The sequence below is a fragment of the Labrenzia sp. 011 genome, assembly GCF_003075075.1.
In the GTDB taxonomy this organism is placed as follows: domain Bacteria; phylum Pseudomonadota; class Alphaproteobacteria; order Rhizobiales; family Stappiaceae; genus Roseibium.
Genome location: NZ_QCYM01000001.1, coordinates 356,586 through 382,301 on the forward strand (window position 1 = coordinate 356,586; position 25,716 = coordinate 382,301).

Consider the following 25,716-nt stretch of genomic DNA (forward strand, 5'->3'; position numbering starts at 1 on the left):
CACCCTAGAGATAGGGGGCAGGCAAAGGCTCATGCAAGGGTTTTCCGAAGGGGGCGACAGAATCGAAACCGCTGCGGGGACAGCTGTGCGCCTGTCTGCGGCAGGAGAGGCGGGATACCGGATCAAGTTCCGCCCGTGCCTGTCCGGTACCGGTTTGCTGCCCGGCGACATTCCCAGGGAATGCGGTGGTCTGGTACCCACTGTCCGGGGCGGCCGGAAAACCCCGTTCCGCGGCGGATTCTGCCCGGTTGTCCGGCCGAAGTCACTCGCGCGCGAGGCCTCTATTGCCCGTTGAGCCGCTCTTGCAGAGCCCCGATTTCGTCGGCAAGGGCCTGAGCCTGCCGCTGGATGCGGTCAAGGGCAACACGCATGCTGTCCAGGTCCGCACCGGCTGCGTCTTCCGAAATGGGTGGCGTGCCGCGGCCGACGAGCAACCAGGTCGGGCTGACATTCAGGACGCCGGCCAGCAGAACCAGCTTGTTGGAGCGGGGCTCGGAGCGGTCGCTTTCCCAGCTTTGCATTGTGGCCGTCTTGATACCGAGCCGGCGTGCCAGCTGCGCGGTTGAAAGACCTGAAGCATCCCGTGCCTTGCAGATCCGTTCCCCCAGGGTGTAGTCGGTGCTGTTGTTCGACATGGTTGCACTCCCGTTACTGACGATCGTCTCCGCCGCCAGATAAACGGTCCCCGCCGGTCCCAACGGGGAGTTTTTCCTGAATATGTGGGTCATGCCCGCAACCTCGCACGTCAGGACCGTGTATCGCAACCGCTGGCCGGGAAATTGTCGGTTTGAGAGTTGTCAACGGCGGGTTCCTGCGGTGACAGTGATAAAAATATCAGGGAGCGGAGCAGGAATCAGTATTCCTTCTCGAAGAAAATCCCGGCTTTCGACGACCCGTCCGCGCCGACTTCCCCACGCACCTTCAGTCCCCGATCCAGGTCGATATCCACCTTGACGCGGCTTGAGCCTGTCCCGGTTCCCTGTTCCACACCCAGATAGATGTTGTCGTTTATATATTTGCCGACCGATACCGATGGTCCGTTCTCACCGTTGGTATTGACGTCGATCGCGTCGAGTCCAAGAGACTTGCGGATCGAGGCAAGGGGACCGTTGTCGTTTCCGCCGGTCAGGGTGGTGATTGCGGCTGCCAGCCGCGCCACCTGCGTTCCCGAAAGATTGCCGACGCTTTTGCCGAAAAGCAGGCGCGCGAGAACTTCGTCCTGGGGGAGCTCTGGAGAGGAGGTGAAGGCGATCTGCGGATCGCTTGCCGAGCCGCTGACGGTTACGGTTATCGTCGTGTCGCTGACGGTTGTTGTTGCCGCAAAATCCAGAATTGGTGTCAGCGATCCTTCGAAGGTCGCGGTGCCGCGAGAAAAGGACAGCCGGCGCGTCAGGATATCGAGCTGGCCGCGTCTGAGGCTGAAAGCACCGATAGCTTGCGGATCGACTGTCGTTCCAACGATCCTGAGATTGCCCTGAAGTTCGGCATCGAGACCGCGGCCTCGAACGAATATACGACCGGGGGCGGAAAGCAGAACGTTGAGACGTGGCGGAAAACGCGGTTCCTGCGTCCCGGTTTCTCGCGAGCCGCCGCTCAGTTCGGCTGCCTGGAGCTGAACCGCCTTGGAGGCATTCACATGCCGCACATCCACGGGAGGAATGGCGCCCTGCAGGTTTTCGGGAATTGAAATGTCGGCCTTGTTGATCGTGACTTTCCCGTCGATCAATGCGCCACTGCTTGGCGAGGCGAGCGGTCCGGTGATTTTCAGATCCGCATTGATATCCGCCGTAACGAGGCCGGGGTCGATGTATCGGCCGTTGCTCAGCTTGAGGGCAAGGTTGGCGGGCAAGCCGTCATTCATGCCGACGGTTCCGCCGGCAGAAAACGTGCCACCGGCCGCCAGTTCGCCCGCTATGCCGTTCAGCACGGCCTGATCCTGCGAAACCGATACGTTTCCGCGGATGTTCTGCACGGTCAGGCCGGTCGTCAGACTGGTGATTTTCAGGCCGGACGGTGTTGCCGTGATCTGATAGGCCGGGTTGGTCGCGCTTCCCGTAATCTTGCCCTGAAGGGAAATCGACCCTTCGCCCCTGAGGCCCGCGTCCAGCAGGGGACGCCGCACGACTTCCGTGGGGACAGTGCCTTCCAGCGAGACGGAAAGCGGGGTGGGGCCGGACAAGCCGATGGTGCCCGTGGCGGTCAGGTTCAATCCGTTCGGATCGCTGACGCGGGTCGTCTGTGTTATCTGATTTGATTTCAGGGATCCGGACGAGGTCAGGTCGAGAGCCGCCAGACCGTTGTTGCGAAGTTCGCTTGCAGTGAGCGCAGCGCCGGTGATCTTCCACTCCGCTTCCGGAGAGGCTGCGCTGCCCTTGGCGGCCACATTGCCAGACAAGGTGCCTCCGAGGCCCAGTGAGGGCAGAAAGGCATTTGCGAGATTCAGTGGTACGGACTTCAGATTGGCGGCCAGATCCAGCGATTGCCCAGCTTTGCCCGACAGCGAAAGCGATCCGTCCCCAAGCTTGAGTGCGAGGGGCGCGATCGTCGCTTCACCGCCGCTATAGGAGATTGAGGTCGGCTGCATCAGCGCGCTGGCAACACCCTCATAGGTGAGGGCAAGTTCCTGAAGGGCCAGAAGATAGGCTCCGCTTTCCGGTTCGCTGATACGTGCCTTGAGGGACAGTCCGTCGCGGCTGTCCTTGTCCATGCTCACCTGAGCCGTAACGGCGGTGCCGTCACCGTCAGGTGTTGCGCTGATGTCGGCAGCGTGTATGGGAGTCGCATCCGTAAGCAGGCCGGCAAGCCTGATATCCGCCGTGATGTTTTCCGGAGCATAGGGCGGCGCCACCTGGGCTTTCAGCGTCAATGTGCTGATACTGACGGACGGTATTCCGATCTCCGCACCGGTCACGTCAACCGCCAGTGTCCGATCCTGCGGGTCGGCGGAAAGCGTGCCCTGCAAACGGCCGCTGATCTCGGTGAGCAGCAGGGGGGAGAGGGAGGCGAGATCGGGAGCGTCGATCGTCAGATCGCCCTTCAGCGTTTCGACCGGTTTGTCCAGATTCGCGATGGAAAGGGTTCCCGTCACCGTGTTTCCGGCAACACGGATCGACAGGGGCTCGACGTCGGCACCGCCATCCTTGCTCGTCAGCTTTACATCAATGGCAACAGGCTGCCCCTTGAGAGACGCCGATCCTTTGATGTCCGCAGTCGGAGCGGCAAAGTCCGCAGTTGCGTCCGCTGAAAGGCTAAGGTCGTCGAGAGGTGTTCCGGCAAGCAGGATCTGCCGGGAGGTAGCAGTCGCCTGGACCTCGAGAGCGTTGACCGGACCGGATGAACTCAGGTCCAGCTCAAGGCCGCCGTCCAGTTGCGGGTCAACCCTGGACAGATCCTCGAGACGGGCAGTCAGATCCGACGTCAGGGAGCCTTTCCGGTAAGCCGCGTTACCGCGAACATCCAGGGCAGTGCTCTTCACCGACAGGCTATCGATTGTAACATCGTCTGCTCCGGCCATGTCCAGCGTCAGGTCGATGTTGCTCTTGCCCGCCAGCAGTGCGTCAGCCTGGGACACGCCGGTTTCCAGCTCATCGAGAACGATCGCTGCCGTTGCCGAACCCGTGAGGGTGTCCGGCGCAAGGTCGGCGGAAAATGTTCCTGAAACGCTTCCGCCGAGATCACGCCCGGCAAGGCGCGAAAATTTGGCCAGATCCGGCATGGAAACGCGGCCCCGGGCATCGACCCTGCTGGCGGAAATTTCCGTGTCGGTCAACGTGGCTTGCCCGGCGGAGGTGCTGACGGAAAGGTCGGCGAACTGCACGGACTGTCTTTTTCCGTCTCCCGTTCCGGTTCCCCGGATGGACACCGGCCCTGACAGCGGTGCGGTTTCAGGGGTCAACCCCTCAAGATCGGCAATCGCGAGGGAAAAGCGCATGGGGGACGTCAGGACCTCGGGCGTCAGATTGGCGCCAGTGCCGGAAACGGTGAAATCCGTTTTGCCCGTCCGCACTTCGGTCGTTTGAAACGACGCAATATGTATGTCGCCGGACCAGTCCGCGGCAGCGCGCTGACCGGAAACGGCAAAATCGGCCTCCACCGGACCGAAGGCAATCCGGCGGTCGGCCAGATCAACGGCAATCAGGGCGTTGTCGCCCGCACTGATGGAAAGCTTTGCGGTTGCGTTGAGGTCGGTGCTGGTCAGACCGGCGCTGGCTTGCAGGGAGACTGTCCGGGTCTTGAGCGACAGATCGGCCGATTGCGGGATGAAATCGGCTGAAAACCGGGCTTCACCGGAAGCGTTTGTGGTGCCGAGCAAAAAGGCCTGGGCTTCGGGCGGGGCCAGGGGAGCGAGATCGCCGTCCAGATCGAAGGAAAGATGCCGTTCGCCGGCTGCCTCCTCGATCCGTGCCGCCCCGGTCACGGTTGTCCGTCCGTCGAGCGCGAGATCCAGGTTGGCCGCCCAATTGGTCAGAGGACCGTCGCCCTTCAGCGCCAGGCGCAGGGCGGGAAGGTCCGGGACCTCGAGCAGCCGGGCCGCAAGCCCGCCGCGTGGCTCCGAGACCGTTATGTCGAAGGCAAGCTTTTCGGCAGCGGGCTCGAATTCCGCCGTGGCCGTCAGGCCCGCATCGACACCGTCGATCCGGTGAACGTCCAGTTCAGCGGTCAGGAGGGCGGGGTCGGCGGCAAATGCACCGGAGCCGGATGCTTTCAGGGAAACGGCTGTCCCGAGCAGGGCCTGCCCGAGATTGACTTCTTCCAGGCGGAATTGATCCAGAGAGACGTCCAGCGGCAGTGACAAACCGGCAGAACCGGTATCGTCGGCGCCGGCAGACGAGGCATCGTCCTCGGGGGAGGAAGGCTGTCTTTCCAGGTCGATCCGCTCTGCCTTCACGGCTACGATATCCAGCTCGCGCGAAAGCAGCTTCCAGGGATTCCAGTCCAGGGAGATATCGTCTGCGCTCAGCCAGACCCCTGCCGTATCGGCAACCGACACGTGATCCAGCCGGCCATCGAGATTGAAGCCGACATACAGGTCTTCCACCCTGACGACCCGTGCGTCCGTGGAAGCGAGCTTGCTGACGATGCCCGACACAAATGCACGGCCGGCCGAAACCTGCATCACCGCAATCGCGAGAAACGGAAGGGCGATCGCAAGCGCGACCAGGACACCGAGGGTCCGTATTGAAAGCTTTAAAAGACGCATGTGCGCTAAAACGCCTGGCTCAAACCGACATAAAGGGCGAAGTCCGGGTCGTCCTTACCCGGATCCAGCGGGACGGCCGCATCGATCCGAAGCGGTCCTATCGGAGTAAAGTAGCGCAGGCCGGCACCGACGCCCACCTTCAGCCCCTCCGAAAAGTCGGGAAAACTGTCCTCATAGGCGTTTCCGGCATCCACGAACCCGACGACACCGATCGTTTCTGTCACCTGAACGCGAACCTCTCCGGACAATTCGATCAACGATCTGCCTCCTACAACCTCACCATCCACCCGCGGGCCGACGTTGCGGTATGCATAGCCGCGAATCGAACCGCCGCCTCCGGCAATGAAACGCCTGCTTGCCGGTACGGATTCGACCGAGGGAGCGAAAATGGAGCCAGCGGAAACCTTGCCGGCAAGAATGAAGCGTTTGGCTTTATCCAGCGCGTAGTAGCTGGACACCGTGCCTTTCAGGAAGCCCATCGCGTTGGAATTCAGCGTGTCATAGGCGGGCTCCGCAAAGAGCGCCGCGAAGATGCCCTTGGACGGATTGAGGGGATTGTCCCTGTTGTCGAAAGTCAGATCGCCGGGCAACCCGACCAGCAGATAATCATTGTCGCCGAAAGCGTCCTCTTCGTTGGCAAAGAAGACTTCCCCGCCCGCACGCCCCTTGAGGTGTTCGGAGAATTGACGGTTCAGATAGGCATCATAGGTGATCGAGCGGCTTAAATAGGCGTCCGGGTTTTCCTGCTTGGCGCCCAGACTGGTCGAGAAACTGGTCAGCGGTCCGAAGACCCCCGGCTTTTCGAAGGCAATGCGGGTCGAATACTCGAGGTTCTCCAGGCTTTCGTTTCCAAGCCGGCCAACCGATCCTTCGATCGAAAGAAGTTCTCCACGGCCGAACAGGTTCCTGCGCCGCCAGTAGGACTCGACACCGAAGCCTTCCGTGCTGGACCAGGAGGCTCCGGCACCGATCACATGACGTTTGCGCTCGGTGACTTCGATCGTGATCGGCATTGTGCCATCGGGGCCGGTGATTTCGCCTTCGATCAGCCGGATCGAGGAAAAGATGCCGAGGTCGTTGAGACGTTTGCGGGTCCGTGCGAGGTCCTCGGGAGAATAGACGGCTCCCTGCGGCAGCATGGCCTGCTGAATGACGAATGCCGGATCGGTCACTTTCGTTCCGCTGACGGACACGGCGCCGAAATGGGCTTTCGGCCCCGCATCGGCGATCAGGGTGACAGCGAGACGGTTTGTGCTGTGATCGGCCGTGATCCGCCGCTCGGCAATTTTCGCCTTCGGATAACCCCGTCCGCGCAGCACGGAAACAATGCGGCCTTCCGCTGTCAGGATATGATCGGAGGCGGCCACGTCGCCGGGAGACAGGCCCCAAAAGGCAGGATCTGACGACAGTTCCGCGCCACGCGCGGAAATCGACACGTCCCCCAGGGTGAATACGGGACCGGGATTGACCAGAATGACCACATCGACCGGCCGGGCCGGGGGCAAGCTGGACTGGTCAAGGGCGGTCTCCAGCGGGATGCCCGCGAGCGTGATGTCGACCGTCCCGCCGTAACGGCCTGCGGAATAAAGCTGGGCGACCAGACGTTCGCGGTCGGAGAGGGCACGTGCCAGCAGTCCGGCCTCTCCGGAAGGCATCCTGTCCTGCTGTTGTACCAGCAGAGATGCCGTCTCCAGTCCGGCGGTCAGATGTTCATTGCCGCTCGTGACGGTAAGTTCGGTTTTGTAGGAAATGGGATCGGGAACCGCCTCCGGATTGTCATTGGAGGATCCGAAGGGTTTCCATCCGAAGAGTTCGAAGGAATGCGCGGCTTGCGGTACCATCGTCAGTGCGGCGCACATCAGTCCGGTCCGAAGGAGGCGGGCAGCACAAAACGCACCGTCTGCCGGCAAGCCGGCCAGTGTCGTCAATGCGAAATGACGCGAACCCGAAACAAGCCCGGATTTGCAGGACGGTAGACCCTTCACTTACTGCCGCCAGTCTGTTTTGCATGACCGGATTGCCTCAGTGAGTCCTGTTGCAATCGAGCCAAACTGTATACGTGTTCCCTACGTATCTCACGTTAGGTCAACTACGGTTAATGTACTCTCAACACGATAGATCATGGCGGCGCAGGCAGCGCAAGTGCACAGGCGCAACAATGATTTCCTCTCATCCGGCAAGGCCGGAGAGGTGGCGGAAAGCGGACCCCGGGAAGGCCGGGAGGCACCACCATCAGGGAGTTGGTCGGCTAGCCTAGAACAGCGATTGCTCGTCGGGGAGATGAAGCAGGCGCCGTGCGGCCGTCAGCGTATTGACCATCAGCATGGCGATGGTCATCGGTCCGACACCTCCGGGAACCGGCGTGATCGCACCCGCATGGCCCAGGGCCTCCTCGAAGGCGACATCGCCGACAAGCCGGCTTTTGCCTTCGCCACGCTCAGGGGCGGGTATGCGATTGATGCCCACATCGATTACCGTCGCACCCTGTCCGATCCAGTTGCCCCTGATCATCTGGGGGCGGCCGACGGCGGCGACGACAATATCGGCCGCGCGCACCACGTCGGGCAGGTTTTTCGTACGGCTGTGGGCGATCGTGACCGTGCAGCTTTCCTGAAGAAGAAGGCTGGCCATCGGCTTGCCGACAATGTTGGAGCGGCCGACCACGACGGCGTTCTGCCCGGCAAGCGTGTCTCCGAGCGTGCGCTTCAGCAGAACCAGACACCCGGCAGGCGTACAGGGAACCAGCGCGCTGGACCGTTCCCCCGCCGTGAGGAGGCCGACGTTGACCGGGTGGAACCCGTCGACATCCTTTTCCGGCCGGATCAGGCGCAGGACCTTGCTCTCGTCGATATGGTCGGGCAGCGGCAATTGCACCAGAATGCCGTGAATGTCGGGATCGTTGTTGAGGCTGTCGACGAGCGAGAGAACATCGTCTTCGCTGGTCGTGGCGGGAAGGGTATGTTTGACCGAATGAAACCCGCAGGCTTCTGCTGCCCGGTCCTTGTTGCGCACATAGACCTGGCTTGCCGGATCTTCCCCGACCAGAACGACGGCCAGACCTGGCCGTGCGCCACTGGTCTCAAGCAGCGTCGCCGCCCGGCGGGTGATTTCGTCGCGCACCGATTCCGCGATCGCCTTGCCGTCAATGATTGTTGCCTCGGGCATTCCGCTTCCTTGTTGCTGTATCCATGAGCTGAAATCCGGATTCGGCGACAAGCTATAGAATGCCATGCGGAAATGAAAAAGGCGGTTTGCGTCTTTTCCTGCTCCGGTTTCGTCACGAACGCCCGAACAAGGCGGTCACGGTTGGTCAAAGAGACTTCGTGAACGCGTTCAGCTCCGAAATTGCACATACGATATGGTAGAGCGAACTGGCCGGAGCGGGTTCCTCGGCAAATGTGCCCTGTGGCGTGAGCTTGTCGCGCCACAGGCCGTCCGGCACGCCTTCCAGGAAGGTCTGCAACGCCCGCACCCCGTCGGGTATGTCGGCGAGATAGGACTCCTTCTCGACGCCGGTCGAGATCTGCGCCAGTGCGATCGCCGCCTTGATCCATTCGGTTTGTCCCCAAAGCCGGGCAAGAGGATCGCGGACGGTGAAATCGTCGTTCAGCGCCATGAAGGTCACATTCCGGGTTTCGTCGATGCCGTAGGTCCAGCCGATGTCATACAGGCGCCGGGCGGCGACCAGTGCCCCCGCATCCTGTCGCGAGCAGCCCCATCTTGTCAGCAGCCATGCCCATTCGAACTGATGTCCGGGCTCCATTACCCGGCCCTGGTCGCCGGGCATCGGTGACCAGTCCAGGTCGAAGAATTCCCGCAGACCGCCGTTCACCGGGTCGATGAAACGGGTGAGGGCGAGTTCGGCGACTTCATCCGCCAGATCGCGCCAAACCGGCTCGTCGGATATTTTTTCCCAGGCGAGGCAGGCTTCGAACAGGTGCATGTGCGGATTGGAGCCAAGCGGTGCCATGTCCGGATTGGCAGCGCGGAAGCCGGCTTCCGGATGACGGTAATTTTCAAACAGGAATCTCAGAAGGTCCGCAGCCTGTTCGACCGCCCAGGCCTTGCGTTCGGGAATCGCTGCCGCGATCTGTGCGAAGCCGAACAGGGCGAAGGCCTGATTGTAGAGGTCAAAGGCCGGATCCGTGATCCGGTTTTGCACGTCCACGGCACCGGCGAAATATCCGGCGTCCGTCAGGAATGCCTTCACGTGCCAATCCGACAACCCGGTCACAATTTCGCCCGCCGGACCTGCCCAGCCAAGTTTTTCACCCTCCAGAAAAGAATATATCTGCCTGGGAACGACACGCGCGCGGCGCGGAACCTCAACGGCCTTTCGGGTCGCCGGATCGATCGCTTCGAAACATTCGCCGCTTTCCCGGTCCAGGCCTGTGGCAGACCAGGCCGGAAGCGCTTTTTCCGTCAGCCAGCTTGTCAAATCTTCCGAGCATTTCTGCAATGTTTCACTGATTTTGGTCAGGTCGTTCATGGTCGTCGATAGCCTCATCGAAATCGTGGAAACCCGGGAAACGAACGGTGTTCATATGCCTAACTTAGGGCGATAAATCGGAAATTAATCAATTCACTAGGAATAAAGGGTCTACTGTTACAGCAAAGTCACAGGTGCGACGTTTCTCCTGGGAATAAGAGCGTTGACTCTTGGACAAGGCGGCGCGGGGGTGCTACCAGACGGACAGCAAACGGGTGGAACGGGGTCTAATGCGAATTTTGTCAGTACTGGTGCTTGCGGGGGCGTTGTTTGGGTGTTCCGCTCTGCCCGGAGACGGTCCGGCCGCAATCAATATCACTTCGCAAGATGTTGAGGATAGCGCAAAGGCTGGTGACTACACCGTCGTCGTGCTGGACGCCACCAATATTGAAAAAGTGAAAGCCTACCGTCCGCTCGCATTCGCGAACCAGTTTCATGGCGTCGGCAGCGGCGGCTCGCCGACTTTGCTCGGTGTCGGGGACACTCTGGTCGTCACAATCTGGGAAGCGTCTCCTGACGGGCTGTTTTCCAGTGAAGGCGGGGGATCGAGCCAGATACCCTCCGTTGTCGACGAAAACGGCTATATATTCATTCCCTACGCAGGTCGCATCCGGGCCGCAGGTCTGAGCATCGAAGGCTTGCGCCAGTCAATTCAGAAAAAGCTGGTCGGCAAGGCGGTCGAGCCGCAGGTTCTGGTTTCGCTCAAGGACAAGCTCAGCACGACGGCGGTGGTCGTCGGGGATGTGGCGAAGCCGGGCGTTTATCCGCTGCCTCTGCGCAATACACGTCTGCTGGATCTCGTTGCCCAGGCAGGCGGATCCCGTGAAGCCACTTACGAGACGGTCGTGACACTGAAGCGGGGCAAGCGCGCCGGCACCACGCGGATGGAAGATCTGATCGACTATCCGGAAAACAACGTTGTTGTTTCGCCAGGCGACAACATCCTCCTGTCACATCGTCCTCGCACATATTCAGCTTTTGGTGCAGTGAAGGCCAATCAGCTTGTTCCGTTCAAGACCAAGACGGTGACCATGGCCGAGGCCCTGGCAACGGTCGGCGGATTGCGTGACGAGCGCGCCGATGCCAACGGGGTGTTCCTGTTCCGCTATGAAGATGCTGCCCTTGTCCGCCAGCTGAAGCCGGAACTCGACAGGAAGCTTACCGGAAGTACGGCCGTTCCGATGGTCTACAAGCTGAGTCTCAGGGACCCCAAGGGTTTCTTCCTGGCCCAGAACTTCGAGATGCGGGACAGGGACATCATCTATGTCTCGAATCATCCGACTGCGGAACTCGGGAAATTCCTTCAGATCATAGCGCCGCTGATCAGCAATTACTCGACGGTACAGGGAATTTACGATTAAAGATTGCTGATCGCAACATTCGGCGGTTCGTCCGGCTTCTCGAGCCGCCCAAGCCAGCAGGTTGGCAAAACGCAATGACTCCAGACAGCTCCATGGTGGTGCTTTTTCTGCAAGGTCCGCCCGGGGTCTTTGCACGCACCATAGCGGACAGTCTCGAAAAACGGGGCGTGCGAACGCTGCGTATCAATCTGTCGGCAGGGGACTGGCTTGGCTGGCATGATCGGCGATGCAGCGCCTATCGCGGCAGCCTCGAGAACTGGCCGGAGTGGCTGCGCGAGTATTGCCGGCAGAACATGGTCACCCACATTGTCTATTACGCCGACCGCGTGCCCTATCACGTCGCGGCGGCCGAGGTCGGTGCCGATCTGGGGCTGATCTGCCTGACCTTTGAAAACGGATATCTGCGGCCAGACTGGATTACGCTGGAACATCGCGGCATGTCGGCGCATTCCCTCTTTCCGGAGGATGCCGATCTCATTCGCAAGACCGGTGCGGCGCTTCCGGAAATAGACCGGCAGCCCCTGTACAAGTACCCGTTCATCAACGAGGCGGTGAACGAGGTCACTTACAACATGGCCAACGTATTGTTCGCATGGGCCTTCCCCGGGTATGTGCGAGACAAGCTCTACCATCCGATCATTGACTATCTCAGCAACATCCCCCGGTTTGCATTGGCCAGTCGCCGGAATCGTCACGCCTACCATGTCATTGACGACATCATCGCCACCGGGCTTCCCTATTACGTTTTCCCGTTGCAGCTTCAGAGCGATTATCAGCTCCGTTACAATTCCCAATACGGACATATCGCTGAAGCCGCGGAAGAAGCCATTCAGTCCTTCGCGCTCCACGCGCCATCTTCCGCACGGCTGGTCTTCAAGGTGCATCCGCTTGACAACGGGATCGAGCCCTGGCCGCGCATCCTGCGTACGATCGCCAAAAGGCATGGGGTCAAGAAACGCGTTCTGCTGGTGGATGGCGGGAATCTGAACAAGCTGTTGAGCCATGCCGCCGGGTCCCTGACCATCAACAGCACGACCGGTCTGCACGCCTTGCGGGCGAATTGTCCCACGAAGGTTCTCGGAATTGCGCTTTATGACATCGAGGGTCTGACCTGCCAGAAGCCGCTGGACAGGTTCTGGCGCAATGCCACCGCACCTGACCAGGATCTGCTGGAAGCGCTGGAAAGACTGCTGGGAGCCTCCATACAGGTCAAAGGCTGTTTTTACACGAAGGAAGGCCGAGAAGCCGCAGCGGAACTGATGGCGGAGCGCATCGTGGCCGGCACGGTCAACCTGCCCGGTGCCCTTTGCGACACGCCTCCCAGGCTGGAAAAGGCCCGGTCACGGGGCATTACGACGACTTTTTCCGAGCAGATCAAGGGGCGCGGCAAGATGGAGCGGTGGACTCATGTCTGGCCCGGTTGAGCCCTCCGGGGAAGAGGCGGACGGTGATCTCTCCGGCCGGCGGATACTCTTTCTTCAGGGGCCCCTGGCACCGCTCTTCAGGATGGCGGGAGAGCATTTGAGAGAATTCGGATGCCAGGTGTTCCGGATCAATTTCTGTGCCGGTGACTGGCTGCAGTGGCACGGCAAGGAATGCTTCAGTTTCAGGGGCTCTCCGCAAGACTGGCCGGAGTTCATCGAGCGCTTTCTGGCCGCGCACCAGATTACGGATCTGGTGCTGCACGGTGACCAGAGGATCTACCACAGGATCGCCATTGAAAAGGCGTTGCCACGAGGCATCCAGATCGCCGTGACCGAACTGGGAGCGCTGCGGCCAGGTTGGATGACCCTGGAGCGGAACGGGTTGTCGACCCTGAGCCGCTTTCCGGTCGAGCCAGGGGCTATCCGGGCCGTTTCGGAAAGGGCGGGGGAGGTGGACCTGAGCCCGCAGTTTCCGTCGTCCTTCTGGCTTCAGACGGCTCCAGACGTGGCCTACAACCTGACGAATGTCTTCTTGAAACCGCTTTTCCCCCGCTATGAGCGACATACGATCTATCCGCCGATAGAAGAGTATCTGCGGGGGGGCGCACGGCTTCTCCGGCAAAAGAAGCGTACTGCCAGAGCGGAGCGCGAGATGGAGGCGCTTCGAAAAACGGGCAGTAGCTATTTTGTGGTGCCGATCCAGCTTGAGGGCGACTTCCAGCTTCGAAGGCATTCGCCCTATCGAAGCTTTTCCCAGGTTCTGGAAATCATCTTCCATTCCTTTGCAGACTCGGCCCCCGAAGAGGCGCATCTGGTGTTGAAAAGCCACCCGCTGGATGTGGGGTTCGAGGACTGGTTCGGGGTCTCCAGCGCCCTGGCACGAACACATGGCCTGAGTGCCCGCATGCATTATCTCGACGGCGGAGGTCTGTCGAAACCCTTTGAAGCAGCTACAGGCGTTGTGACGCTCAATTCGACGGCAGGCCTGGAAGCCCTGCAGGCACAGGTCCCGGTCAAAACCCTGGTTCCCGCCCATTACGACATTGAGGGGCTGACCCACCAGGGGGATCTGTCCAGTTTCTGGAATGAACCCCACAAGCCGGACCAGTCGCTTCTGGAGGCCTATATACATGCGCTCGCCGCGACGACCCAGGTGCGCGGATCGATCCATAACCGCCAGGGCGTCATCGTTGCAGCCCGGAACATTGCGGATCGCATAGCGCGGCGTGAGCTCAATCCTCTGGGAGCCTTTGTGGAACCGCCGCCGAGGCTCGAAAAAGCGCGCAAACTCGGGGTGCGCCTGTGAAAACGCGCTCCAAACCGCCCGCGGTTCTCTTCGGTGCAGACCCTTCGCTTGTCGCGAGGAAGGCCCTCATCAGGACCGCGATTGAAACGCTGCAGGGGAAAGGGGAGATACAGGGGCGTCTTTTTGTCGTCTCCGGAGCGGAGGAGCTTTCCCCGGCTGTGAAACTGGCGAAGAAAAGGGGCGCAACACTTCTGCTGGTTCTTCCGGGACCGACCCCGGTCGACGCCAAACGCGTTCCGGCAAGCCTCGTCCTGCTGCCGCTGGTCAATCCCGGCGACGGAGAGGCGGGCAACCCCTGGCGGCTTCTGGCGGACGCGTCCGCGGGAAAGGGAGACCCGTCGAAACCCGGTTTCGTCAGCACCTGGCGGTCTCTTGAACTGTCCTGCGGCGCAGCCGGAGAGCCTGACAGTCCTGACCAGGGGCACCGGGATCTGGAACACCTTCTGTCGGGCAACGCATGCGAAGAGGAAGAGGCCAGCCGGCTCCAGAACGATATCGAAGAGGCTGCCGCCGAACGGGATATCGCCCCCCAAGCCCTGCTCGACCGGGTACTGACCCGCAATACGGTCTGGTTTTCACCCTATACCGGAAAGCCGGTTGACTGGTCCGAGGCCCTGCAGATCTTCAGCACGCTCCGCACGAGCTGGCAGCAGAACAGCCGCGCCAGCCATTGTTATGGAGCGCAATACTGGAACCATCCGTCGATTCGGGCCACATTCTCTGGTCCCACCGGTGACGTCACGTTTCACGAAACGCAGCAAGAAGCGATTGCGGCGGCGGCCCGAAGCGGTGGACAGATCCTTTCCTGGGCCGGACGCACGGATGCGGCGTTCGAAAAGGCCTGCTCGGACGCAGGGATTGCACTTCTGCGGATCGAGGATGGTTTTCTGCGATCGGTGGGGCTTGGGGCCGGTCTTGCCCGTGGTGCGATGCTGGCCGTTGACGACCTCGGGATCTACTACGACCCGTCCCGCCCGAGCCGTCTGGAAGTCCTGCTGAAAGACCATGACCTCACCGAGACGGAACTGGAACGCGGCCGGGGCCTGGTGGAATTGATCCGTGCCGCACGCGTGTCGAAATACAACTTCGGGAAGTCCAGAACCTTCTCCTTTCCGGCGGGCAGGACAACAATCCTGGTTCCCGGACAGGTCGCCGATGATGCGGCCATCCGCAAGTCCAGGTCGGCGACGATTGACTGCGCCAACACGCCGAATGTCAATCTGGATCTGTTGAAACTGGTGCGGGCCCGCAATCCGGAGGCCTATCTGATCTTCAAGCCGCATCCGGACGTGGAAACGGGTTTGCGCAAAGGCAGGGTCGAGCGGGAAACGGCCTTGATCCATGCCGATGAAATTGCCGAAGACGCCAACATCATCGACCTGATCGAAGCGGTCGACAGGGTTGAGACCTTCTCCTCACTGTCCGGCTTCGAGGCTCTTCTGCGTGGCTGCAAGGTCACGGTTCATGGCGCACCATTCTATGCCGGTTGGGGACTATGCGAGGATCTGACGGAGATTCCGGGCAGGGGGCGCCCGCGCAGCCTGGCGGAACTGGTCTATCTGGCGCTGGTGAAATACGCCCGCACGGTGGATCCGGTCTCTCTGCTGCCCTGCACGCCGGAATTCCTTGTGGCACGGTTGAGTGAACAGCGCAGGGACCGGAGGCATCTTCTTGTCACGGCGATCAAGAGACATTCATCCTGGCTTGGGCGCAAGCTGGGTCTGTAAGATCGGTGGGAGCCGATTCCTGCCGGTTGGCGGAACCTGACAAATCACCGGTCAGCTGCACCGCGCATCGGGCGGTGAACGGCTCCCGGGAGTGCGAATACGACAACACGGCCAATGGGGCCGGACTTGACGCAGGCAGCTACTGGACTTCACGGCAACGAGATACGTTCGATATGATTTCCGTATGTTGGAAGCAGGACGATCTGGAGAAAGGAATGGGGATGACGGACCGATATGACAGGGTCATCGTGCTGACCGGGGCCAGCGGCGGTATCGGCCAGGCGCTGGCCAGGGAATTTGCCGGCCCGGGAACCTATCTTGCGTTGATTGCGCGCGACGAGGCACGGCTCGAACCGGTGATGACGGACATACGCGCACAGGGCGCCGAAGGGGAAGTTGCGGCGATCGATATCCGTGACCGGGAAAAGCTGCAGGCCTATCTCGCGGAACTCGACACGCGGCATCCCGTCGATCTTGTCATCGCCAATGCAGGCGTGACTGCCGGGCTTGGGCCGAACCGGACCCGCGAGAGCGATGCGGACAGCGACCGGCAGATTGACGTGAATTACCGTGGCGTCGTCAATACGGTTTCCGGCATCGTCGATGCCCTGCAAAAGCGCAGGCGTGGGCAGATCGTTCTGGTGGCGTCTCTGGCGGGAATGCGCGCTCTTCCGGATATGCCGAGTTACAGTGCGACAAAGGCCGCGATCATCGCCTATGGCCATTCTCTGCGCGGCTGGCTGAAACCTTTCGGCGTCTCGGTGACCATCATATGTCCGGGCTTCGTGACAACGCCGATGTCCGCGCGGCACAAGGGTGCAAAACCATTTGAAATGCCGGCTGACAAGGCTGCCACGCTGATGCGGCGCGCAATAGAGCGCAAACGTGCCTTCTACGCATTCCCCTTCCTGCTGGCCTTCGGTATCCGGCTGCAGAACCTGCTGCCCCCCATCCTCGGCGACCTGTTCCTGGGGGGATTTGAAGCGGAAATCGAGGACGATCCGCGCTACGGAAATCCAAAGGATACGTAGTTCCCAAACCGCCGGGCGCAGCCCGCAGGGTTACCGGGAAGCCTTGATCAGTCTGTCGACAGCCGTTCCGTCCGCGCGCATGGCATCGAGTTCAGCGGCTGTCGTTTCGACGGCCCGGATGATCTGCTCTTCCGTGTGCTCGCTCGTTATGAAGAAGCGAATGCGTGCGGATTTCTCCGGCACGGCCGGGAAAATGATTGGCAGTGCATTGATTCCTTTTGCGAGCAAACGGTTGGAAAGCATTGCCGCACCCGCAGAATCGCCGACGATGACCGGTACGACCGCATATCCGGTGCTCGGTCCGGTATTCAGCCCGGCCTCTTTTGCGAGCTTCAGGAAAAGGGAGCCGTTTTTCTGCAGCCGTTCAACCCGTTCAGGTTCCTGTTTCAGCATTTCCGCCGAAGCGATGGCTGAGCCGGCCAGAGCGGGGGACAGGCCCACGGAAAACACGAAACCTGGCGCCGATACCTTCAGATAGTCGCACAGGACCTTCGAGCCGGCGATATAGCCGCCGCAGGACGAGAAGGTCTTGCTGAGCGTGCCCATCCAGATCTCGACTTCGGTCGGGTCGATCCCGAAATGCTCCGATATTCCATGCCCGGTTTTGCCGAGGACGCCGATGGAATGCGCCTCGTCGACCATCAGCCAGACATCATAGGCCTGCTTGAGTTTGACGAGTTTCCTGAGGTCGGGAAAATCCCCGTCCATCGAATAAAGGCCTTCAACGGCGATCAGGACCTTATCGAACTTGTGCCGATGATCGGCCAGCATCTTTTCCAGCGCATCGAGGTCGTCATGCGGGAAATTCATGCGGGTTGCCCCGGACAGCCTGACACCTTCGGCAATCGAATTGTGCACGAAGGAATCGGTGAGAACCAGATCCCCCTTGTGCATCAGATGGCCGATGGTGGTGACATTCGTGGCATGTCCGGAGACCATGACGATGGCGGATTCGACACCGTGAATGCTGGCGAGGGCAGATTCCAGTTCGTTATGAAATGGCCTTTCGCCGGCAACGATTCTGCTGGCCGACACGCTGGTGCCGTACTGGTCCACGGCCGCCTTTGCTGCCGCATTTACCCGCGGATGGCCGTTGAGACCCAGATAGTTGTAGGAAGCAAAATTGTCGTAGGTCTGTCCGCCGATGACACTTGTTTCCACCGCCAGCCCGTCATGCGGTCTGAAAAACGGGTTTTCGATTCCCATCATGTCCGCGGCGGCCCGGTGCATCTGCAACTGCTTGACCTGCGGCAATTCCTTGAAATCGAATACCTTGCGCTTGGGGGACGTTGTCTGCGGGCGAGTGGCCGCTGACGCAGACCGCCCGCGCGCGGACCGGCGGTTCGCTTTCAAGCTGTCCATAAGCTTGGCCCGATCATCTGAGGCCATTCCTGTCATTCCTTGTTACATCCGGTCTTGCTGTTCGCCTGTCAGAGGAAGGAGCCGAGTTGTCGGCTCTTGCTCTCGACTTCAGCTGCGACATCGGAAAGGTCTTCCGTTTCGGATCGTGCGTCATCCATGTGCAGGCTGGCGAGCTGTTGGCTCTCGTCGGACATGCCGGAGGCGTTTTCCTCTCCAAGCACACGATTGGCCACACGGCTTGACAAGTCAATCAGTGTCGCCCCATTGGCAAGCGACATCAGCGGGATATCGATGCCAAGCTGGCTCTCCGCGCTCATGCGCAGTTCCAGTGCCATCAGCGAGTCCATGCCGATATCCGACAGCGGCTTGTGCGGATCGATCTCTTCCGGAGCTATCCTCAGGATCTTGCCGATTTCCGCCGCCAGAAGCTTGGCAACCGTCTGGGCCGCGGTAACCGGGTCCATGCCCTGCAGCATGGCGGCAAGGTCGATCATGCCGTCCGAGCCGGTGTCGTCTTCATCACCAAGACCAAGCAGACCGACAAAGGGCGTTCCAACCAGCGCAAGGTCCTTGCGCGCGGCCTGCCAGTCGATGCGGGCGTAACCGAGCGCGGCCAAGCGGACGTCTTTCGACTGCTCCGGTTGCGCCATCAGTGACATCAGGCCATCGAGCGCTTCCCTGGCCGTCAGCGCATGCCGGCCGAGCTTGCGTGACAGCAGATCGTTGACGTCTTCGTTGCGGGCCAGATAACCGGCATCGGAGATAGCTCCCCATGCCACGGCAAGGCCCGGCCGGCCTTCGGCACGCCGCTTGCGGGCCAGACCTTCCAGATAGCCGTTCGCAGCCACATAATTGGCCTGGCCGGGATTGCCGACGAGTGTGGTCGCCGAGGAATAGAGAACGAAATGATCCAGGGGATCATCGGCGGTCAGGCGGTCCAGGAGTTCCGCGCCGCGGATCTTCGGAGCGAGCACCCGGGTCAGGCCCTCATGATCCATATTGGCAATCAGAACGTCGTTGAGCACCATGGCCGTGTGGAACACGCCCTTGATCGGTTTGCCAAGAGTGCGAATCTCGGCCAGCGTTGACTTCACGGCCTTTTCGTCGGTGATATCGCAGGCATAGCCCTTGATGGTCACGCCGCGTTCCGTCAACTGCCCGATGAGGGCCTGAGCTTCCTCGCTGGCATCGCCCCGGCGGCTCAGAACGGCAAGGTTCCTCGCTCCGTGATCGGCAAGCCGGTTCAGCAGGGCCGCTCCGAACCCGCCGAACCCGCCGGCAATCACATAGACCGCATCGCCATCAAAGGAGATTGTTTCGACCGCAGGAACGGCTGCGGGAACGTCTGGCGGACGGATAACGATCTTGCCGATATGCCCGGCCTGCTGCATCAGCCGGAAGGCATCGACAACGTCGGAGGCTTCGAATACGCGGTGCGGCAGGGGCCGCAGCGTGCCGTCCTCGAACAGCTCGACAAGCCTGACGAACAGATCGACGGCCAGTTTCGGCTGTCGGGTGAGCAACTGGTCGGCGTCGATGCCGAAATAGGTGAGGTTCTGACGGAACGGACGCAGGCCGATCCGGGTGTTGCCGTAGTAGTCCCGCTTGCCGAGCTCGAGGAACCGGCCGAACGGTTTCAGCACCTCGATGCTGCGTTCCATCGCCTCTCCGAAAAGAGAGTTCAGAACAACATCGACACCTTCTCCGCCGGTTTCTTCCATGACCGCATCGACAAACGCCAGACTGCGGGAATCCAGAACCACATCGGCGCCCAGAAGCTTCAGCGTATTGCGCTTGTCTTCCGACCCCGCTGTGGCGATGATCTTCGCACCGCGCCATTTCGCGATCTGCAGGGCCGCAAGACCCACACCGCCCGCGCCGCCATGGATCAGGACGGTTTCTCCTTCGGAAACATGTGCCAGGTGAACAAGCGCATAAAAAGCGGTGAGGAAGGTCACCGGGATGGTGGCCGCTTCCTCGGCAGACACAGTCGAGGGCATCGGCGCGCATCCGCTTTCATCGACCGTCACATGGGACGCGAAACAGGCCGGCGCGAAGGTGATGACCTTGTCTCCGGGTCTGAACCGGGTGACGTCGGGACCGCAGGCAACCACATGACCGCAGCATTCCATGCCGAGGGTGGGACCTGCAAACCCGTCTTCAAGGGCCTCTTCCGGCAACAGGCCGAGCGCCCACATGACATCGCGGAAATTGAGACCGCTGGCTTCGACCGCGATCTCGATATCCCTGCCGGAGAGCGTTTTGCGTTCGATTGCCTTCCAGGCCAGCTGGTCCAGGGACCCCTGGCGCAAAATGTCGAGTTTCATGGCAGGCCGGGCGCCGTCCGGAAGTGCCGCATCCGAAAGCACGCCGCCCTTGAGCAGGCGCAGGCCGGAACGGGTTTCGCTGTCGAGAACAATTTCCCGCTCGCAATTCGCGATCAGGATTTCTTCCGCGACACGGGCCGCTGCGATGCCCGGCTCCAGATCCGGAGAGACATCGATCAGCTTCAGGTTGGAATCGGGGAACTCATTCATCACCACGCGGCCGAAGGCCCAGATGCCGGCCTGGTCGGGAGACGGGGCCTTTCCACCGGCGATGTCCTGGGCACCGGCCGGTGCCAGCAGTGTGAACTCGCCTTTTTCAGCTCCGAGTGCCTTCAGCAGGGTCATCAGGCTGTAGGCGCGGCTATCGACGGAGCTCAGCGCATCGTCCGGGTCCGCATAGGCACCGCGCAGATGCACCAGACGGTAATCGTGGGCCGCAAGCAGTTTGACGAGAGCCTCGTCCGGCTGTGCCTGCTCCAGCGCGCCGCTCCAGATGCCGTCGCCAAGCTCTTCGGTGACTTCTCCGGGGACCAGAAGCGTTGCGGTGTGGCCCTGGCGTTCCATGCAGGACTTGAGACCTTCCGCCAGTCGATAGGCCGGTCCCTCCGCATCGGTGAGCAGCAGAAAGGCCTTCGTTTCCGGTGCGGTTTCCGCTGCATCTTCGTCTTCCGCCGTATCGGGAAGCGCCGCATTTTCAGGAATACGGGCACAGATGAGATCCGCTTCGATCAGCGTGCTCTTCAAGGGGACGGTCTCGACCTCTCCGAGGCCGGCGGTTTCAAGTGTCTTCGTCCAGTCGGTCAGCTGTTTGGTGAGGGGAGCATCGGCGGTTGCATGCTCATCCCACCAGGCAGCCCCGACACCCATGATCAGGTCGGTCAGGGGATGCGGCAGCGGCTCGGCGGCGAGAGCGACCGCACCGGGCGCAAGCGAGCGGACGATCCGCTTCAGCGTTTCCGTGTCGAATTCGGCAAGCGAGGTATCGAACAGCGCCAGATCGAAATACCGCTCCAGATCGAATGCGGTTTCGGTGGGTTCAACGAAGGTCGTGGCGGAACTTCCCTGCCAGAGCCGTTCTCCGCGGCCGACGGCGGCCGGTGTCGCGTCCGTCACCGTCAATGCCATGTAGGTCGGGTCAAGTTCCTTGTCGAGATGGGCAGCGAGACCGCCGCCTGCACCCACGAGAAGTACCCGGAAAGCCTGATCCGGAGACCAGCTTTTGAAAATGCTTCGTGCGCTGCTCAGCAGGGCGGCGGACAATTCCCTCTTGCCGGGTGAGGACGACCGATAGGCGTCGAACAGGCTGGATGCGTAGATCTTCGCGGCGGTATCCTCGAGACCGGATGTGAGGATATCGGGAAGACCCGTCCAAAGTCTGGCAAGCAGGGCCGCTTCGGCAATGTGTTCGCCGCCACCGTCCGTGAGTGCCTGCAGCAGGTCGTGGGCAGAAGGATGTTCCGAAGGGTCGTTGAGTTGGAAACCTGCCTCGGTTTCCTCGCAATGACCGCTCTCGACCAGCCAGGAAAGCATGTCCGCCGCAAGCGGGGCGGCGCTCTCATGCAGGTCACCCGAGGAAACGAGTTCGGCGACTTGAACCGGCTTTTCGCCGAAAATGCCGAAGAGCGACACATGGGCGATCGATCGGCCAAGTGCCTCGATCAGCACCCGGCTGTCGTCCGGCTCCTGATCTTCTGAACCTGCAAGATCGAGCCTTTTCGCGAGCTCGGCGAGCCCGTCGAAAGATTTCTGCAGCGGGGAGACGCGGTTGGGGTCGGGAAGAATCGTTGCGATCTGGCGGTAAACGAGATCGTCGGGCCGGGTGTCCTGGCCGAGCGTGACCGCCTTGAACCGCGCCTTGTTCAGACGGGCGATCGTCTGTCCGTCCGCATCCAGGAACTCGAAACTGGCTTCGATCGAGCGCGGCGAAGCCTTTGTGACCTCTATACGAACAGATTCAGGGTGGGTTTCAGGCGCCAGCAGGCGCAGGCTGCCCAGGCGGATCGGCAGGAAGGACGTATTCTTGGGAACACCATCGACACCGTCGAGAAGTGCGAACAGGCCATGGAAACCGGCGTCGACGAGCGTCGGACAGAGAGCGAAAGGCAGTTTCTCCAGGCGTTCGTCCTGGCCCATGAGCTCGACAGTGGCGGTCGTCTTCGAGTGCTTGACAACCTGACGGGCTCGCCTGAAGGCGGGGCCGTAGTTCAGGCCGAAGCTTTCTGTAACCTTGTAAAGGGTGTCATGATCCAGAACGGAAACCTGACCGCTGCCGGTCTTCAGCCACGGGGTTCTGGAGGAGGTCGAGGGCGTGATGAAGGTCCCGCGGGCATTCAGGGACCAGTCGTTGTCCGACAACCGGGGGCGGGACAGGATCTCGACCACATGATCGTCCGAAGAGATCCGGACCTGTGTTTCCCAGACTTCGTCGCCGTCGATCACCAGCGGGCGGATAATGTCGAAATCGCGCAGCTCGACCTGATCACCATTCGTCCAGCGCAAGGCTGCACGGAGGCTCATCTCGATATAGCCGGCGGCAGGGAACACCACGCTGTCTTCGACCTTGTGGTCATGAAGAAAGGGCAGGGAACCGCTGTCGATATGGTTGAACCACTCGGCCGTGTCCCGGCGCAGCCGGTACCCCAGCAACGGCCAGGTCTGACCGAACATGAAATCGACCTGCTCGGGCGTGCTTTCCGGCCGGAATTCCGAATTCTGCCAGGGATAGGAAGGCAGGTCGCTTCGTTGTGCCGGTTTCGGGCCGACGTATTTTTCAAGATCCGTCTCGCCGCCATGGGCAAGAATGGCAGCGGCGATCCGCTCAAGCGGATTGCCGTCCGCCGGCCCGGCAGTCTTGGACGGTTCCTTCAGTGTTTCGAGGAACTTGGCTTTCTTGCCCTTGGCCCTCAAAACGTCATTTATATAGGTTCCCAGAACGGGTTTGGGGCCGATTTCCACCAGAACGCTGAAATTGTCGGCGGCCATGTTCTCTATGGCAGCGGAGAAAAGAACGGGTTGGCGGACATTCTTCCACCAGTATTCGCTGGAAACGCTGACGTTTTCTTCGTCAGGTGTCACGGTCGAATAGAACGGCAGGTTTGCGTCCCCTGGTGCGAGGCCTTCCAGAGCCGCCAGAAGCGGTTCCTTGATCGGGTCCACGAGCGCGCTGTGGAACGGGTAGGCAAGATTCAGCCGGCGCATCGCCCATTTTTTCTTGCGGGCGAACTTGGCGAAGGCGTCCAGACTGTCGCTGTCGCCGGAAATGGTCACACTGCGCGGGCTGTTGTCGGCCGCCAGTTCGAGGCGCGGCAGACCGCTTTCCTTGAGGGCGGCAACCGCCTGGTCCGCCGGCAGCAGCAGGGCTCCCATCGAACCGAGATCCCGGATGACTTCCTGTTCGCTCGACCGGGCCCGGATCACACGCACGGCCTGCTCGAGATCGAGCGCGCCTGAGCACCAGGACGCCGCGACTTCTCCCACGGAATGACCTGCGGTGCCTGCCGCGGTGATGCCGCGCTTGCGCAGGGACTCGACGATACCGACCTGAATTGCGAACAGCAGCGGCTGGGCGATTTCGGAGCGTTCAAGATCGGTTTCAAGATCTTCGGCGAACAGTGTGGTGACCAGCGACCAGCCGCTCAGGCCCATGAAGATCCTGTCGACCTTGTCGAATGCCTCCCGGAACGCCGCGTCCGCCTGGTAGGCTTCCTGGCCCATTCCGGCCCATTGCGATCCGTTCCCGGAAAAGACGAAGCCGACCTTTGCGTTCGCCTTGATGACACTCCCCGAGACGAGATCGGACTGTTCTTCGCCGTTTTCGGCGAACGCGCGCAAGGCGTCGAGTTTTTCCTGCCGGGACTTGCCGAGAACGACCAGGCGCTCGGAAAGCAGGTCGCGGCTATGGGCGCTCGTGGCAATCAGATTGCCGGCAGCCGCCGCATCGGCGGAGTCCAGCCGGTTCAGGTAACGTCCGGCAAGCTCCTGAAGGGCTTCCCTGGAGCGGGCGCTGAGAATGAGCGGCGCATCTTCCGGTGCGCCTGTGTCCTTGGCCGGAACGGGATCCGGATCGCCGATGACCGCATGGGCGTTGGTGCCGCCGAAACCGAAGGAATTGACGCCGGCAAGGCGGCGGTCCTTCGAGGTCTCGAGCGGAATGGCTTCGGCGGCGACCTTCAGATTGAGATCTTCGAAGGGGATATCCGGATTGGGCGTGTTGAAGTGAAGGGACTTCGGAAACAGATCTTCCTTGAGGGCCATGAGGGACTTCAGAAGCCCCACCAGCCCGGACACCGGCTCCAGATGGCCGACATTGGTTTTCACTGACCCGATGGGCAGAGCATCGGTTCGTTTTTGCCCGATGACCTTGCCGAGCGCATCGGCTTCGGCCGGATCGCCGACGCGGGTTCCGGTGCCGTGCGCCTCGATAAAGGCCAGGCTGGTCGGATCGATTTCCAGTCCGTCGTAAATCTCGCGCAGCAGATCGGCCTGTGCGTAGGGCGAGGGCAGGGAGAGGCCAACGGTGCGTCCGTCGGCGTTGATGCCGGTGGCCAGCAATTTGCCATGGCTTTTGGCGCCTTCAGGCAAGCTAGCGCGCGCGGAGCGCAAGATGACGACAGCGCCGCCTTCGGAGCGAACATATCCGTCGCCATTGGCGTCGAATGCCTGACAAAGTCCGGTCGGTGACAGCATGGTCGCGCGGGAGAAACCCACAAAAGCGAAGGGGCTGAGCAGCAGGCTGACGCCGCAAACGATTGCAGTGTCGATCTGGCCGCTCTCAATCGCCGTTGCGGCTTCATGGAGCGCCACGATCGAAGAAGAACAGGCGGTGTCGACCGTGAAGCTCGGGCCTCTCAGGTCGTAGATATAGGAAATCCTGTTGGAGACGATCGACAGGGTATTGCCCGTCATGAACTGCATGTCCGCCATGGCCGGGTCGACCAGAAAGCGGTGATGGTAGTCCAGGGAAGAAGCGCCGACATAGACACCGGTCGACGTTCCGGCAAGGTCACTCGGCCGGATATTGGCGTGTTCCAGCGCTTCCCACACCAGCTGGAGCAGCAGGCGCTGCTGCGGGTCCATCTGTACGGCTTCACGCGGTGAAATGCCGAAGAAGGCCGGATCGAAACCCCAGACACTGTCCAGCTGACCGGCTGCCCAAGTGTAGGTCTTTCCGGACGTGGACTGAAGAGGATGTCCGAATCGCGCCAGCGGCCAACGGTCAGGAGAAACCGATGTAACAGCGCAATCGCCGTTTTTCAAAAGCGTCCAGAATTCATCAGAATCATTGGCTCCGGGAAGCCGACTGGAATAACCTAAAATATCGATGTTGGAGGTAAGCGACGCCACAGAACAACCTGTTTTTATTGGTTAAGATCGATCAAGCTTTTGAGTTTTAACAGAATAATGGTCAGAGAATACTCATTTCTCAACGCTCCCTCAACGTCAGAACCACTTGTGTCCGGTCGATTCTGCAAAACGCCGACCGCAAGCTT

The 25,716-nt window shown here is 61.0% G+C and carries 12 protein-coding genes; 5 read left to right on the forward strand and 7 right to left on the reverse strand.

Translation table 11 applies throughout. The features are described 5' to 3' along the window. Window positions 1-281 precede the first annotated feature (281 nt). The 5 genes from DCO57_RS01620 to DCO57_RS01640 all read right to left on the reverse strand — a co-directional run bounded on the left by DCO57_RS01620 (window position 282) and on the right by DCO57_RS01640 (window position 9,689). On the reverse strand, window positions 282-635 hold the full coding sequence (locus DCO57_RS01620) for a helix-turn-helix domain-containing protein (protein ID WP_208977729.1): 354 nt from the start codon (window positions 633-635) through the stop codon (window positions 282-284). Window positions 636-853: 218 nt separating this feature from the next. After that, window positions 854-5,200, reverse strand: coding sequence for a translocation/assembly module TamB domain-containing protein (locus DCO57_RS01625; RefSeq protein ID WP_116697089.1), 4,347 nt, complete (start codon window positions 5,198-5,200; stop codon window positions 854-856). A 5-nt stretch (window positions 5,201-5,205) separates the two neighbouring features. Then, the gene (locus DCO57_RS01630; RefSeq protein ID WP_116697340.1) at window positions 5,206-7,059 is read right to left on the reverse strand and encodes an autotransporter assembly complex family protein; all 1,854 of its coding nucleotides are present in this window, start codon (window positions 7,057-7,059) and stop codon (window positions 5,206-5,208) included. A gap of 394 nt (window positions 7,060-7,453) precedes the next feature. Beyond that, window positions 7,454-8,365 carry a bifunctional methylenetetrahydrofolate dehydrogenase/methenyltetrahydrofolate cyclohydrolase FolD gene (gene folD / locus DCO57_RS01635; RefSeq protein ID WP_116697090.1) on the reverse strand — a complete coding sequence of 304 codons (912 nt, stop codon included), beginning with the start codon at window positions 8,363-8,365 and terminating at the stop codon, window positions 7,454-7,456. A gap of 145 nt (window positions 8,366-8,510) precedes the next feature. Next, entirely contained in the window at window positions 8,511-9,689 is a 1,179-nt protein-coding gene (locus tag DCO57_RS01640) for an AGE family epimerase/isomerase (protein ID WP_116697091.1), read from the reverse strand. Window positions 9,690-9,919: 230 nt separating this feature from the next. Here DCO57_RS01640 and DCO57_RS01645 point away from each other — a divergent pair, with 230 nt between their 5' ends. The 5 genes from DCO57_RS01645 to DCO57_RS01665 all read left to right on the forward strand — a co-directional run bounded on the left by DCO57_RS01645 (window position 9,920) and on the right by DCO57_RS01665 (window position 16,538). Next, the gene (locus tag DCO57_RS01645) at window positions 9,920-11,050 is read left to right on the forward strand and encodes a polysaccharide biosynthesis/export family protein (RefSeq protein WP_165814597.1); all 1,131 of its coding nucleotides are present in this window, start codon (window positions 9,920-9,922) and stop codon (window positions 11,048-11,050) included. Window positions 11,051-11,124: 74 nt separating this feature from the next. Then, complete coding sequence (locus tag DCO57_RS01650; RefSeq protein ID WP_208977730.1) at window positions 11,125-12,474, forward strand: capsular biosynthesis protein; 1,350 nt, start codon at window positions 11,125-11,127, stop codon at window positions 12,472-12,474. Further along, window positions 12,458-13,780, forward strand: a complete 1,323-nt coding sequence (locus DCO57_RS01655) for a capsular biosynthesis protein (RefSeq protein ID WP_116697093.1) — start codon at window positions 12,458-12,460, stop codon at window positions 13,778-13,780. The genes DCO57_RS01650 and DCO57_RS01655 overlap by 17 nt, the downstream gene beginning before the upstream one ends. After that, the gene (locus tag DCO57_RS01660) at window positions 13,777-15,507 is read left to right on the forward strand and encodes a hypothetical protein (RefSeq protein WP_116697094.1); all 1,731 of its coding nucleotides are present in this window, start codon (window positions 13,777-13,779) and stop codon (window positions 15,505-15,507) included. Before DCO57_RS01655 ends, DCO57_RS01660 begins: the two co-directional genes overlap by 4 nt. 215 nt (window positions 15,508-15,722) lie before the next feature. Then, window positions 15,723-16,538 (forward strand): SDR family NAD(P)-dependent oxidoreductase, encoded by an 816-nt coding sequence (locus DCO57_RS01665; RefSeq protein ID WP_208977731.1) that lies wholly within the window; start codon window positions 15,723-15,725, stop codon window positions 16,536-16,538. Window positions 16,539-16,568: 30 nt separating this feature from the next. On the opposite strand, the gene DCO57_RS01670 is transcribed toward DCO57_RS01665, so the two are convergent. Further along, complete coding sequence (locus tag DCO57_RS01670) at window positions 16,569-17,927, reverse strand: aminotransferase class I/II-fold pyridoxal phosphate-dependent enzyme (protein ID WP_116697095.1); 1,359 nt, start codon at window positions 17,925-17,927, stop codon at window positions 16,569-16,571. Window positions 17,928-17,968: 41 nt separating this feature from the next. Continuing rightward, window positions 17,969-25,570 (reverse strand): type I polyketide synthase, encoded by a 7,602-nt coding sequence (locus DCO57_RS01675; protein ID WP_208977733.1) that lies wholly within the window; start codon window positions 25,568-25,570, stop codon window positions 17,969-17,971. Window positions 25,571-25,716: the final 146 nt, after the last annotated feature.